The 13,119-nt window shown below is 62.0% G+C and carries 13 protein-coding genes; 4 read left to right on the top strand and 9 right to left on the bottom strand.

Translation table 11 applies throughout. From position 1 onward, the window contains the following. Window positions 1-13: 13 nt before the first annotated feature. From AC1Q61_RS18095 to AC1Q61_RS18085, 3 genes are all read right to left on the bottom strand, one after another. Window positions 14-2,056 (bottom strand): Ig-like domain-containing protein, encoded by a 2,043-nt coding sequence (locus AC1Q61_RS18095; RefSeq protein WP_042923271.1) that lies wholly within the window; start codon window positions 2,054-2,056, stop codon window positions 14-16. An 81-nt stretch (window positions 2,057-2,137) separates the two neighbouring features. After that, a complete protein-coding gene (locus AC1Q61_RS18090; protein WP_042923274.1) occupies window positions 2,138-3,574 on the bottom strand; it encodes an Ig-like domain-containing protein in 1,437 nt (478 codons plus the stop codon). A 310-nt stretch (window positions 3,575-3,884) separates the two neighbouring features. Then, window positions 3,885-4,463, bottom strand: a complete 579-nt coding sequence (locus tag AC1Q61_RS18085) for a type IV toxin-antitoxin system AbiEi family antitoxin domain-containing protein (RefSeq protein ID WP_003941523.1) — start codon at window positions 4,461-4,463, stop codon at window positions 3,885-3,887. A gap of 127 nt (window positions 4,464-4,590) precedes the next feature. On the opposite strand from AC1Q61_RS18085, the gene AC1Q61_RS18080 reads away from it, so the two are divergent. Beyond that, entirely contained in the window at window positions 4,591-5,361 is a 771-nt protein-coding gene (locus AC1Q61_RS18080; protein WP_215515733.1) for an LmeA family phospholipid-binding protein, read from the top strand. Here the strand turns inward: AC1Q61_RS18080 and deoC are convergent. Next, on the bottom strand, window positions 5,358-6,023 hold the full coding sequence (deoC, locus tag AC1Q61_RS18075; protein ID WP_047268935.1) for a deoxyribose-phosphate aldolase: 666 nt from the start codon (window positions 6,021-6,023) through the stop codon (window positions 5,358-5,360). The two genes, AC1Q61_RS18080 and deoC, sit on opposite strands and share 4 nt — an antisense overlap. 64 nt (window positions 6,024-6,087) lie before the next feature. Here deoC and purU point away from each other — a divergent pair, with 64 nt between their 5' ends. After that, entirely contained in the window at window positions 6,088-6,975 is an 888-nt protein-coding gene (purU, locus tag AC1Q61_RS18070; RefSeq protein ID WP_003941509.1) for a formyltetrahydrofolate deformylase, read from the top strand. Between the two features lie 12 nt (window positions 6,976-6,987). Here the strand turns inward: purU and AC1Q61_RS18065 are convergent, their stop codons facing one another. From AC1Q61_RS18065 to AC1Q61_RS18045, 5 genes are all read right to left on the bottom strand, one after another. After that, window positions 6,988-8,019, bottom strand: a complete 1,032-nt coding sequence (locus tag AC1Q61_RS18065) for an alpha/beta fold hydrolase (RefSeq protein WP_042923276.1) — start codon at window positions 8,017-8,019, stop codon at window positions 6,988-6,990. A 168-nt stretch (window positions 8,020-8,187) separates the two neighbouring features. Continuing rightward, window positions 8,188-8,484, bottom strand: a complete 297-nt coding sequence (locus AC1Q61_RS18060) for a DUF2516 family protein (protein WP_003941505.1) — start codon at window positions 8,482-8,484, stop codon at window positions 8,188-8,190. 95 nt (window positions 8,485-8,579) lie between these two features. Then, window positions 8,580-9,407, bottom strand: coding sequence for a heparin-binding hemagglutinin (locus AC1Q61_RS18055; protein ID WP_003941552.1), 828 nt, complete (start codon window positions 9,405-9,407; stop codon window positions 8,580-8,582). Beyond that, window positions 9,400-9,906 carry a helix-turn-helix domain-containing protein gene (locus AC1Q61_RS18050; protein ID WP_003941483.1) on the bottom strand — a complete coding sequence of 169 codons (507 nt, stop codon included), beginning with the start codon at window positions 9,904-9,906 and terminating at the stop codon, window positions 9,400-9,402. The genes AC1Q61_RS18055 and AC1Q61_RS18050 overlap by 8 nt, the downstream gene beginning before the upstream one ends. A gap of 103 nt (window positions 9,907-10,009) precedes the next feature. Then, complete coding sequence (locus tag AC1Q61_RS18045) at window positions 10,010-11,290, bottom strand: DUF445 domain-containing protein (RefSeq protein WP_020968906.1); 1,281 nt, start codon at window positions 11,288-11,290, stop codon at window positions 10,010-10,012. Window positions 11,291-11,460: 170 nt separating this feature from the next. Between AC1Q61_RS18045 and AC1Q61_RS18040 the strand changes: the two genes are divergently transcribed. Together AC1Q61_RS18040 and AC1Q61_RS18035 are read left to right on the top strand one after the other, a co-directional pair. Beyond that, entirely contained in the window at window positions 11,461-12,195 is a 735-nt protein-coding gene (locus AC1Q61_RS18040; protein WP_003941527.1) for a TetR/AcrR family transcriptional regulator, read from the top strand. 57 nt (window positions 12,196-12,252) lie between these two features. After that, window positions 12,253-13,107: a polyphosphate kinase 2 family protein gene (locus tag AC1Q61_RS18035; protein WP_042923278.1), complete on the top strand. Its 855-nt coding sequence runs from the start codon at window positions 12,253-12,255 to the stop codon at window positions 13,105-13,107. Window positions 13,108-13,119: the final 12 nt, after the last annotated feature.

Below are 13,119 nucleotides of genomic sequence, written 5' to 3'. Positions count from 1 at the left end.
TGCAGGCGTCGGGCTAGGACCCGAAGATGTTTTCCAGGCTTCCCAGTGAACCGGTCGAACTGCCGCCGTTGCCGGGATCGCCGCCGTCGGACGCTGCCGTTACCTTGACGGTGACTGCGGCCTGGGTCTCGGAACCGAGATAGCCGTCAGTTCCACTGAACACCGCGGTGATTCGGCGATCTCCGAGTTCAGTGAAGGTGTGCGAGAGCGTGGCCTTACCGTTCACCACCGCAACCGGTCCACCGATCGGGGTGGTTCCGTCCATGAACTGGACCGTTCCTGCGCTGAGCGTAGGTACCACTGCCGCAACAAGATCGACCTTCGCGCCCTTGACCGCTGACGCCGGAGCGCTCACGGTGATGGACGTTTCCTGATCCTCCGCGGCCGGAGCCGTGACCGAAACCGACTGAGCGGCCGAGGTAGAGGTGAGGAATCCTGTTGCACCCGAGTAGACGGCCGTGATGTCGTGCGTGCCGACGCTCGCGAACTCGTGCATGATCGACGCCTTGCCCTCGACGACCGGCACCGGCGAGCCGAGATTGCCCGAGCCGTCCTTCAACTGCACTGTGCCGCCCACCGGCGTCGGCGTGACGGTTACGGACAGACCAACTGCCGTACCGGTTTTTGCATCCGCCGGAACGGTCAAGACCGTCTGGGTCTGCTGGTCGGTGGGAGCCGGCGCCTTGACGTTCACGGTCTGGGCGTTCGATGTCGAACCCAAGTAGTTGCCCGAGCCCGAGAACACTGCGGTGATGCTGTACTCGCCCGCCACGTTGAAGGTCGGCGTGGTTGTTGCCTTACCTGAGGCATCCACGGGAACCGGGGATCCCAGATCCCTGCCACCTTCCTTGAACTGCACGGTTCCGCCTGCAGCACCGGTCGAGACGGAGGCAGTGAACGACAAGGCCTCCCCCGTCGAACCTGTCGACGGGCCGACGAGGGTAGTCGTTGTGTTCTCCTCGACCACCACCGGAGCGACTGTCAGCGCATGTGGCGCCGACGTCGAAGTCTGGTAGACACCGGAACCGGAGTACACCGCCACGATCGAATGCGCTCCGACTACATAGGAATTCGTCAGCGAAGCCTTGCCGTTGGCATCGACGGGAACGGCGCCGCCGAGGTCGGTTGCACCGTCCTTGAACTGCACCGTGCCACCCGCCGGAGTAGGCGACACCGTAGCCTCGACGGTCACGGACTCACCTGCAACTGCACTTGCGGGACCGGTGATCGCGGTTGCAGTGCTCTTGTCCGCTTCGGACACTACGACGTCGACAGCCGACGACGTGGAAGACGCCACCTTTGCATTACCGAGATACTTGGCCGTCACGCTGTGGGTTCGGACGTCAGCCGGTGTCCAGGCAAGCGTTGCAACACCATTGGCGAGCGCGCCCGCACCGATCTTGGTGGCACCGTCGAAGAACTCCACCGAATCACCGTCGGCACCACCGGTCACCGTCGCGCTCAGCGGAACAGCTTGTCCCAACTTCACGCCACTGGTCGGTGACAGCGTCGTCGTCGAAATGTTCTTCGACACCGTCACCGCCGGGCCCTTGTTCTGGAAATCGGAACTCGTCACTGACGCGTTGTAATGCACCGAAGTATCCAACGGCACCTCACGCGCACAATCCGCGCCCACCGTGTACTTGAACTCGAAAGTCTTCGAGTCGTTGTTGTACAGCGGCCACTCTGTCAGTGACCCCTTCACACGAACAAAATCAGCACCCTTGGACTCGACACTCCGCGTCGAACCATTCACCTTCGCTGAACCCTCGACGTACGTCAGACATGTCGGATGAACATCCTTGATCGCATACAGGTAATCCACGACGATGTTCTTCCGCTTGAACACAGTCTTCACGGTGATCGTCTCGCCCTCGGACGGAGTCACATTGCTGATCGTCCGCGTGTATTCGTAGTTGTTCGCATTCCACGTCAACGAACCCGGTGTCTCCGGCGCAGCTCCCGCAACCCCGACACCCGCAACCACCGCGAAACCCGCAGCAACAGCAAACACACTCAGACCTGCAACTGCACGACGTGCAGAACCTACAGACATAGATTTTCCTTCTCGAGAAGTGAGGGATATGGGTGATGCCCCACCACCTGAAGCGGGCGGGGCATCACCGGGTATCGATTGCTAGGAGCCGAAGATGTTGCCGAGGCTGCCGAGCGAACCGGTGCCGTTGCCTGGTTCTTCACCGTCGACGGGTGCGGCGATCTGGACGGAGACCTGATCGGACGATGCCGTCACCGTGCCGGCGCCCGAGTACTCCGCCGCGACAACTCGCTGCCCTTGAGTTGCGGGCTTCCACGAAAGGCTGGCCTTTCCGGATGAATCGACCGTGGCCGTGCCGATGACGGTCTCGCCGTCCTTGAAGGTGACTGTGCCACCCGCATTGGCGGGGCTGATTTGAGCGGAGATCGTCTGGGCAACGCCGACCTGGCCCGCTACTACGCTGAGATCTGTTGTGGAGCTTGTTGTTCCGGCGGGCTGTTCGGCGACTGTCACATTCGCGGTGGTACTCGACCCGGTGACACCGGATCGACCGGCGAATACGGCTTCCACCGTCTGTGCACCGGCGACCGTCGGAACCCAGGCATAGGTCGCTTCACCGTTGCCTGCCACCGGCACCGAAGCGAGCACCGTTCCGCCGACCTTGAACGTGACCGTTCCACCGGTGCCCGACGCGGACACAGTCGCTTTGAGATTGGTCGACTTGCCGACCTGCGCGCCCGAGATCGGCGCCAGAGTCGTGCTGGACTGAGCATCGGCCTGCGAAACGTTCACGATCAGCGCTGCCGAAGCGGAGCCGACGGCACGCGCCGTGTCGGCGAACTTCGCTGTGATCGAGTGGTCTCCACGGGTGGTCGGTGTCCAGGCAAGTGTTGCAACACCATTGGCGAGGGTACCCGCACCAATCTTGGTGGCGGCGTCGAAGAACTCCACCGAATCACCGTCGGCACCACCGGTCACCGTCGCGCTCAGCGTCACCGGTTGCCCCACCTGAGCGCCACCGACGGGCGCAAGTGCTGTCGTCGAGACGTTCTTCTGAATGTTGACCGAAGGACCACGACCATTTGTCGTGTCATTCACCCAAGCCGAACCGTCGAAATGCACTGTGCTTGCCAGATCGGTCCCGCGCTCACATCCTGCGCCGACCCGATACTGAAACTCGAACGACTTCGTATTGTTCTGATACAACGGCCAATCCGTGATGCTCGCGCTCACACGCACAGAATCAGCGCTCACCGGCGTTTCCGGGGAATAGGCCTTCCCGTTCACCTTCGCCGAGCCCTCGACATACGTCATGCACGACGGATGAAAATCCCGAACCGCGTAGAGGTAATTGACCACAAAGTCGGTCCGCTTGAACACTGTCGTAGAGGTGATCACATCACCTTCCGACGGCGTCGCGTTACTGATCGTTCGTGTGATCTTGTAACCACTCGAATTGAACTCCGCCGTCACCGGAGCCGCACCAGCAACCCCGACGCCCGCAACCACCGCGAAGCCCGCAGAAACAGCAAAAACACTCAACCCACCGACAACACGACGAACACCACTCACGGACATCCAGATCCCTCTCGACAACGGGGCAGACAGGCGTCCAGGACAAGCGTCCGTCTGCTTTCGATGCCGTGACGTTATCCCATTGACTGTAAAGTAACTACGCTTTTCGCAGATTTAGTTCATCGGCGACATCGCCGAACTGCAGTAACAGTGCGCTGAACGTCCCGAACCGCACATCTGGATGCGTTCTTACCTGCGCTAAAGACAAACCAGTCGCCCGAAAATAGCGATTTACAAATCTCTGATATCGGCGTCATATTCGATTTCGGGCGTGATGCCAGAAGGTCGCAGGAGCCTCGAAGATCTCTCTCGGCTACAGGCTTGCGGCCAGAGCCAACTCGACCCGAACAGCAACGTCGACGCTCGCGTTCTCACACGAGAGATACAGCTCGTGCGCGTCCAGTCGACCTATCGCGACCGCATCGGCGACTACTTCGTTGAGCAGGACTTGAGAAATTCCACCGGAAGCGAGGTCGTGCACGGTACGCAAAGGCGTGGTGATGCGGATGGGCCCGATCTGTTCACACTCGTCGTCCGCGAGCGGCAGTCGGTGCAGTGCTACCTGGCGGGTCGGCGCCGCGAGAGGGTGCGCAACGGAGAGGTGAATGAAGCGAGGTTGGAGGTGCCCGAGGCCATGCAGATCTGCGGCACTGTAGTGCGAGACGGTGGCGCTACCGGCGAACCACGTGCACCACTTCGCGAACTCGTCCAAGGCGGTATGTCTGACGCGTTCGAGGCGAAAAAGCCCGCGGCACTCACATGTCCATGTTCCGGATTCCGTCATTTCTTCCATCAACGCCAGACCGAAACCCAGTTCGGATGCCTGGAGAGCCGTGACAAATCCGCACTGTCGCAGCGCCAGCAACTCGAGTGATTCGTAGTCCGAAGCCATGACCACCTCCGGTGACCGTCGAAAACGCCGTTTCGAACAGACTACGGGCGAGTGTGTCGCGCATCACAGGAATGAGGAAGTGCGTATTCACAGAGTTCGTTCAGACTCGTCGGGAAGAATCTGGCGAATGACTGTCGCAGCGAACAACCCTCGTCCGCGCAACCGAGTGCTCATCATCCTTCTCGTGGTGATCGCCGTACTCGTCGCGGCGCTCGTCGGTGGAGAACTGTACGTACGCAACCAGGTGAAGACCTGCATGGCCGATCAGTTCCAGAGCGAACTGGGATCCCAGGTCGACGTCGGGTTGAGCTGGAAGCCCGTACTCCTGCAGGCAGTCGACAAGAAGGTGCCGTACATCAGCATCGACAGTGACGACTCTTCGTTCGGCCCCGCAACGGGAATGCAGGTTCACGCGAAGGTGAACGACGTCAACTTGCAGCCCTCGGCGGGCAACAGCGGCACCATCGGCAGCTCCAGCGCCGACGTCACCTGGTCTACCGCAGGCATTCTCGCCACCTTGCAGGAACAGACCTTCGGCGGGCTCGTCTCCGGCGTCACCGCCGACTCGAGCGCCGGAACACTCGCGTTCGACGTCGGTCCGGTCGGGCTCGCGAAGCTCACGGTCAAGCCCACCGTCACCAACGGTGTGGTCGACGTCCAGACCGTCGGCGCCGAGATTCTCGGATTGGGTCTGCCGACCGATCTGGTCGACGGCATCGTCCAGACACTCACCGACAGCCTGCAGACCTACCCGCTGGACATGAAGCCCACGAAGCTGACCGTCACCGACGACGCTATCCAGATCTCGTTGGAGGGCGGCGCTTACGCCATGCCCGTCGCCGACGCGAACAACCAGAACACCTCGGCGGTTCCGGACAGCTGCGGCCTGCTGACCTAGTCGGCCAGACCGTCCAATACTGCTCGACTTCCGGATAGTCCGAGGCGGGTGGCGCCGGCCGCGATCATGTCGAGCGCTGCCTGCGTCGTACGTATTCCGCCACTGGCCTTGACTCCCACGCCCGGGCCAACCGTCTGCGCCATCAGTGCGACGGCCTCGACCGTCGCTCCACCCGCGGGGTGGAAGCCGGTGGAGGTCTTGACGAAGTTCGCCCCGGCACGCACAGCTGCGCGGCAACATTCGACGATGGCCTCGTCGGACAGCGCTGCGGTTTCGAGGATCACTTTGAGGATCGCACTCTCCCCCATCGCCTCGCGGACGGTGAGGATATCGGCCAACACCGCGCTGTAGTCGCCGGCGACCGCCGCTCCTACGTCGATGACCATGTCGATCTCGGCTGCGCCTTGATCGACGGCCAGTCGCGCTTCAGCACCCTTGACCAGCGAATGATGCTTCCCCGACGGGAATCCGACGACGGCCGCCGTCACAAGTCCCTCGGCGCGAATCGGCAACATCGACGGCGAGACACAGACAGCCAGCACACCGAGGCTGCGTGCTTCGTCGATCAGGGCGGTCACATCGGCCGCGGTGGCTTCGGGTTTGAGGAGAGTGTGGTCCACCATCGCGGCAACCTGGGAACGAGTGAGTGCAGCTTCAGACATGTTGGAAAGCTTGGCACACCACCACGCGACCGTCGCTGCAGCCGCACCTGAGAGACTAGGCCGCATGACCGCTGCACCATCGATCGATGATCGTCGCTATGTTCTGTCCCTCGGCTGCCCCGACACCACGGGCATCGTCGCACGCATCTCGACCTTTCTCACCGACGTCGGTGGATGGATCGTGGAGGCTGCATACCACGCCGATGCCGACACCGGATGGTTCTTCACGCGTCAGGCGGTCCGTGCATCGTCGGTGAGCATGAGCATCGACGAGCTTCGTGAACGGTTCAAAGCTGTTGCGGCCGAGATCGGTCCGGAAACCGAGTGGACTCTTCACGACTCCGGCGCACCCAAGAAGATCGTGTTGCTCGTGAGCAAGGAAGGTCACTGCTTGCATGACCTCCTTGGCCGCGCCGCGGGCGGGGAACTCCCCGCAGAAATCAGCGCCGTCATCGGAAACCACGAAGATCTGCGCAGTGTCACCGAGCGCCACGGGATCGACTTCCACCATGTTCCGTTCGCCAAGGACCCGGCAGAACGGGGACCGTCCTTCGAGAAGGTCCGCGCCCTGGTCGACGCTCACAATCCCGACGCCGTGGTTCTTGCCCGATTCATGCAGGTGCTGCCCGAATCACTGTGCGAGCACTGGGCCGGGCGCGCGATCAACATCCACCACAGCTTCTTGCCGTCGTTCATCGGTGCCCGCCCCTATCACCAGGCGTTCGCCCGCGGCGTGAAGTTGATCGGCGCCACCTGCCACTACGTGACCGCCGAACTCGATGCCGGTCCGATCATCGAGCAGGACGTGATCCGTGTGGACCACGCCGACGATGTCGCCGACATGGTCCGCCAGGGTCGAGACATCGAAAAGCTCGTGCTCTCCCGCGGACTGCGCTGGCACCTCGAGGATCGTGTGCTGGTCCACGGGCGCAAGACGGTCGTCTTCAGCTAGAGCTGCGTTGCGCTAGAGATTGCGCAGTCGCACGATTTCCTTGTCGAACTCGTCGATGTTCTCGATCGACGACATGTGACCGACGCCCGGCAACACGATCAACCGTTCGAGGTTGCCGGCGTCGTCGAGGACTTGCGCAAGCTTGCGCGCATGGACCGGCGGAGTGAGCCGATCGAGCGAACCGACGAGCACGGTGGTCGGCACTTCGAGATTGTCGAGTCCCTCGTGAATGTCGAGGGTGCTCAGCGCTGCTCCCCAACCTCCACGGATGCGGGGCTTGCACTCACGAACGATGTTCTCGCAGAACTGAATCTCGGCCTTGGTCGCGTTCGGTGACATCGAGACGTACTGGATCGCCTTCGTCATGGCGCCCGAGGAGACGAACGGAACGGGCGAACTGAGGATGGCGCGGCCCACGGGGACCGGCACGCGAGGGAAACGATTGGGCAGTGGGATGACCGTGGTCTCGGCGATCAACCTTTCGCTCGCGGTGCTCGCGAGCATGACCGCCGACGCGTACTTCTTGACCTCGTCGGGGTGACGACCCGCCCAGGCGATGATACTCATCCCGCCCATGCTGTGACCGACGATGACGGCCTTCTTGTCCTCGCGAACCGTGGCCGCCAGCACTGCAGAGAGATCGTCGGCAAGGACGTCCGGGCCGAGCGGAAGATTGCCGACGGTGCTGCGGCCGTGACCGCGCTGATCGTAGGTGATGACGCGATATTCGCCGGCAAGCGCATTGACCTGCGGGTACCAGAATTCGGTGGAGCACGTCCAGCCGTGACTGAGAACGATCGGATCGCCGTCGACGGGACCGTAAGCCCGGACATTGATGATCGCACCGTCGTCGGTGGTCAGTTCGCTGATGTCAGCTTTGAGAGTCGGAGTCTTCAGGAGTGCATTGGGCTCGACGTCGCTCGAAAGAGTCAACCCACGCGTGGATCGCCGATGACGGATCCCAGCGACGGCCGCGACGAGTGCTCCCACTCCGACGGCGCCTGCCAGTACTCGAAGCTCTGTGGCGCGCGAACGACTGGACATGCATTTACCCCTGACTGCTGCTGACGACAGACGGATGCAATCTATGTGTGACTGCCGTTAACCGACACTATCACTCGAACAACGCCCGTTGTCAGCGTTGGAGAGAAGAGTGGGGCAGCACACCATGAGCCGGGAACCACGGCTCGGAATGAGCGGGAGTGCGGCAAACTACCAGCGAGAACCGCCGTGCTGAATGTCGTCCACCCGCGGGCGAACGTCGACGAGATACACGCACACTGCAACGACCGCGATGATGCCCAGGAGCCCGACAGGGGACGTCGCCAAGAGGATCAACGCCGCGACGATCAGAATTCCCAGCCAGATCGGCTTGGTCAATTTGTTGACCGCGGTGAAAGCGTCAGGACGCTGCCTGACGGCATGAACGATCGCGTAGACAGCACCCACCAATGCGAGCACTTTGAGTGCGAGAAAGATCAGACCGACTAGCCCATCGACTTGAGTCACAACTACATCCTAAGTTCTCATCCGGTTCCCGACGAACACGAAGGCTCCCACACTCGGCTGAGCGCGGGAGCCTTCGTCAGGTGGAGCTGGGCAAATCAGGCCTTCTTGGCCGGAGCAGCCTTCTTGGCCGGAGCCGGTGCGGTGGCCTTGGCCGGAGCAGCCTTGGCGGGTGCAGCCTTGGCCGGAGCGGCCTTCTTCGCGGCGGTGGTCGCGCGCTCCTGGACGTCGGAAGCAGCAGCAGTCACGCGAGCGGCAGCTTCCTTGGAAGCCTCGTCAGCCTGGTCACCGAGGTCGAGGACCTTCAGTGCAGCCTCGTCGCCTGCGTCGGCGATCTTCTCACCGGCGTCAGAGATCTTCTCGCCGACCTCTTCTGCGGTGTCGGAGATGCGTCCGGCAGCGCGGCCGGCCAGCTTGGCAGCCTGCTCGCCTACGGCGCGCGTCTGACGAGCAACGGTTCCGAGTGCGTCTTCGGTCAGCTCGACGGCGTCGCCGAGTGCCGACTCTGCAGCAGCGATGCCTTCTTCGACTGCGGGCTGCTTGCGGATGCGCTCGACTGCGTCTTCGCCACGTTCTGCGAGGGAGTTGTACAGATCTCCGGCAACCTTGAGGTATGCCTCGGCGACCTTGCGGAGTTCCTCGGGTGAGAACTTCTCGCGCAGCTCGGCAAGCTCTTCGGGCAGCTCGGACGGCAGGCCGGCGAGACGCTCGCGCAGCGCATCGACGCTCTCGGCAACGTCACCCTGGACGGAAGCGAGCTTCTCGCGAGCACCGTCGACACGGCCGTTGACATCGCCCTGGGTGTTCTCGGCGCGCTCACGAACCTGAGCAACTACATCGGCCACGGCCTGGACAACCAGGTCGCCTGCGCCGACGGCGGCGTAGAGCGAGGTCTTGACGCTGTCGATGGCGTTCTTGTCAGTCATCTTGTTCTCCTAGTGAAGTCTCGGTGTCTGGAATTGCGGCCGATTCAGCGAAATCGGGCGCTGCGGCTGGTCTTGACGACTCGTTCTCGCGACAGAACGAGTCGTAGATTTCGAGCAGTACTTGCTTCTGCCGTTCGTTGATGGCCGTCTCGGCCAACACCGCGTCCCTGATGGGACTGTGCGGGCGTTGCTCGAGATATCCCGCTTGGACGTACAGCACTTCTGATGAGACTCGAAGGCCCTTGGCGATTTGCGCCAGTACGTCCGCCGACGGTTTGCGCAATCCGCGTTCGATCTGACTCAGATACGGATTGCTGACGCCGGCGAGTTGAGCGAGTTGGCGCATCGAAACTTGGGCGGCTTCCCGCTGTGCACGAATGAACCCCCCGATGTCGTGTGCCGCAGAGCTGACGACGCGAGCTGCCAAGTCGCTTGCTCCGGCTGCGGCACCGGATGATTCACGATCTCCGTCATCGGAGTTCGTCGACTTCGCTGGCATTGCGTCCTCCCTTTCCAGTGGACATTTCCCAGGATAGGAGAGGGTGCTAACTATTGCAAGCACTACTGCTAGCACTCGTGGTGGACGTCACATACCGGACAGCTCAGCCGAAGATGAGCGTCGAAATCGTGTAGATCAGCAGTCCGGCGATCGAGCCCACAACGGTGCCGTTGATACGGATGAACTGAAGATCTCGACCGACCTGCAACTCGATCTTCTGGCTCGCTTCGTCGGCGTCCCACCGCTCGACGGTGTCACTGATGACTCCAGTGATCTCGTCGGTGTAGTTCTCCGCGATGTACTTGGTGCCCTGCACCAGCCAGCCGTCGACCTTCTCACGCATGGACTCGTCGTCACGCAGCCTGACTCCGAAGCCGGCGACGTTCTCGGCGACCTTGGTCCGCAGGGTGCTGTTCGGATCGTCGACGGACTCCATGATGAGCCGCTTGGCAACCTGCCATGTCGACGACGCCAGACCCGTCACTTCCTCGCGACCCATGATCTCGGCCTTGATCCCCTCGGCCTTCTTGATGGTCTCCGGGTCGTTCTGCAGATCATCGGCGAAGTCGATCAGGAAGCGGTTGGCGGCGAGGCGTACCTCGTGTTCGGGGTTGGAACGGACCTTCCAGGTGAACTCGACTAGTTCCTTGTAGATCTTCTCCCCCAGCATGGCGTCGACGAACTTCGGCGACCACGCGGGCGAATCGCGAACGATCACACGATCGATCGTCTCCTGGCTGCCGAGAGCCCACTGATGTGCCCGCTCGGCAAGCAATTCGATGATCGGCAGTTGCTTGTTGTCCTTGAGAAGTTCACCGAGCACTCGGCCGATCGGCGGTCCCCACATGGGCTCGGCCAGACGCTTCACGATCGTGTTGTCGATGATCTGGGCGATGTCCTCGTCGCGAAGAACCTCGACCATGCCGCGCAAGACCGTCGACGTCTCGGCGGCGACGCGAGCGGCGTTGGCAGGTTCGGCCATCCACGTTCCGAGCCGCAGCGGAATCTGCGCCTGCTGCACCTTGGCCGACACAACCTCGGGAGCCAGGAAGTTTTGACCGACGAATGAGCTCAGGCTGGCTCCGAGCTGGTCTTTCTTACGCTTGATGATGGCAGTGTGCGGGATGGGAAGGCCCATCGGATGACGGAAGAGCGCGGTGACGGCAAACCAGTCGGCAAGCGCGCCGACCATGCCCGCCTCGGACGCGGCCCGGACGTACCCGACCCACTCTCCGGCGCCGCGGGATTCCTGCCACCGGCAGAAGATGTAGACCACCGTCGCGAAGCCCAGAAGGCCAGTAGCGAAGACCTTCATCTTGCGAAGGTCCCGACGCTTGGCGGCGTCGTCGAAGGCGGAGAGGCTCAGTTGCTGCACCCTCGCCATTGTGCCGAAAGGTGTGACGCGGCGTAGCGCGAGCGACACGAAGTCCGATTCTGCAGGACCTAATCCCCCGAACTGCGGATGTGAGTGCCCGAGATAAAGGCGCGGACATTAAGCTGGACCGGAAAGTAGACCGATCGGACGTGGCTCGCACCACAGATATGAGATGACTCGTGGCCAAGAATGCCGTGCAGGACAACGAGCAGGTAGACGGCCCAGTCGTTGCTGATGCGAAGCCCGAGAAATCCGACGGTCGTAAGCGTCGTTGGCGTGAGCACAAGATCGCTCGCCGCGAGGAACTCGTCGACGGCACCATCGCCGCCATCCGCGCGCGCGGCCGTGAGATCGGCATGGACGAGATCGCGTCCGAGATCGGTGTCTCCAAGACCGTGCTCTACCGATACTTCGCCGACAAGAGCGACCTCACCACCGCCACGATGATGCGGTACGTCGAGACCATCCTGTCGCCGCGTATCTACGAAGCGATCAGTGGCGATCTCGACGATTTCGAACTCACCCAGGCGAGCATCACCGCATACGTCGAGACGGTGGCATCCGACCCCGACATCTACCTCTACGTCATGGCCAACGGCGCCGGCGCCAACCGCGACGTCGTTGCCGATTCCGAGCGCATGATCGCCGAATTGCTCTCCACGGTGTTGGGCAATCGTCTTCGCGAGATGGAGATGGATTCCGGCGGTTCGCTGCCGTGGGCGTTCGGGATCGTCGGCGGAATTCAGCTCGCGACGCACTGGTGGATCTCCAACAAGTCGATGTCCGCGGAATCGCTGATCGACTACCTCACGATGATGACGTGGGGCGGCATCACCGGCATAGCGGCGGTCAACGGATCACCGGCCAAGTTCAAGTCGGTTCCGCATCCCCTCGTCAAGCCTGCCGAGGACTGACTCGCCCGAGACCGAACTTTCGAGCCGCCGGGCGCGATCCTGTGGCACTCTTTCGGCATGGCACAAGACTCGCTGTGGGAAACACCGGCCGCCAAGACCCTGCGGGCGGAGCCCGGGTTCGAACTCGATCAACTCGATCGCAACAGCACTCCGGGATTCACCGGAAACAAAGCTGACGGCGAACGTCTGCTCGAGGAGCGCGGCGCGGTTCTGTCCGACCTGCAGGAGTTGCTGTACGCCAACGGCCGGTCAGGAAACAGTCGTTCAGTCCTGCTGGTTCTGCAAGGAATGGACACCGCAGGCAAGGGCGGCATGGTCCGACACGTGATCGGTCACGTGGATCCTTCGGGAGTTCAGCACGCGGCCTTCGGCGTCCCGACCGAAGAGGAAAAGCAACATCACTACCTTTGGCGGATCAAGAAGGAACTCCCCCGCGGCGGCTATCTCGGTGTGTTCGATCGCTCCCACTACGAGGACGTCCTGGTAGTGCGCGTCCACGATCTTGTCCCGGAGGATGTCTGGAGCAAGCGCTACGACGAGATCAACCAGTTCGAAAAGGAACTCGTCGACGCCGGAACCACTATCGTGAAAGTCGCGATGTTCGTCTCGCTCGACGAGCAGAAGAAGCGACTCGAAGAACGTCTCGACCGCCCGGACAAGTATTGGAAGTACAACCCCGGCGACGTGACCGAACGCGGTTTGTGGCCTGCATATCAACAGGCGTATCAGGCAATGCTCGACAAGACGTCGACCGAGCACGCGCCGTGGTACGTCGTGCCGTGTGATCGGAAGTGGTACAGCCGCATTGCGGTCACGGAGCTACTGATCGACGCTCTGGAAAAGCTCGATCTCGACTGGCCCCCTGCCGACTTCGACATCGAGGCGGAGAAGGCACGACTCGCACAGTCTTGATCAGAAGCAGGC

Source organism: Rhodococcus sp. MPR-R1B, assembly GCF_058793255.1.
The sequence above is the reverse complement of the archived record's forward strand: the minus strand, read 5'-3'. Positions and strand labels throughout refer to the sequence as shown.

Coding starts and splice junctions, on each gene's coding strand:
- deoC (WP_047268935.1), bottom strand. CDS start 6,023: ATGTCTGAAGCTGCACTCACTCGTTCCCAGGTTGCCGCGATGGTGGAC.
- AC1Q61_RS18090 (WP_042923274.1), bottom strand. CDS start 3,574: ATGTCCGTGAGTGGTGTTCGTCGTGTTGTCGGTGGGTTGAGTGTTTTT.
- purU (WP_003941509.1), top strand. CDS start 6,088: ATGACCGCTGCACCATCGATCGATGATCGTCGCTATGTTCTGTCCCTC.
- AC1Q61_RS18065 (WP_042923276.1), bottom strand. CDS start 8,019: ATGTCCAGTCGTTCGCGCGCCACAGAGCTTCGAGTACTGGCAGGCGCC.
- AC1Q61_RS18095 (WP_042923271.1), bottom strand. CDS start 2,056: ATGTCTGTAGGTTCTGCACGTCGTGCAGTTGCAGGTCTGAGTGTGTTT.
- AC1Q61_RS18035 (WP_042923278.1), top strand. CDS start 12,253: ATGGCACAAGACTCGCTGTGGGAAACACCGGCCGCCAAGACCCTGCGG.
- AC1Q61_RS18055 (WP_003941552.1), bottom strand. CDS start 9,407: ATGACTGACAAGAACGCCATCGACAGCGTCAAGACCTCGCTCTACGCC.
- AC1Q61_RS18080 (WP_215515733.1), top strand. CDS start 4,591: ATGACTGTCGCAGCGAACAACCCTCGTCCGCGCAACCGAGTGCTCATC.
- AC1Q61_RS18045 (WP_020968906.1), bottom strand. CDS start 11,290: ATGGCGAGGGTGCAGCAACTGAGCCTCTCCGCCTTCGACGACGCCGCC.
- AC1Q61_RS18085 (WP_003941523.1), bottom strand. CDS start 4,463: ATGGCTTCGGACTACGAATCACTCGAGTTGCTGGCGCTGCGACAGTGC.
- AC1Q61_RS18050 (WP_003941483.1), bottom strand. CDS start 9,906: ATGCCAGCGAAGTCGACGAACTCCGATGACGGAGATCGTGAATCATCC.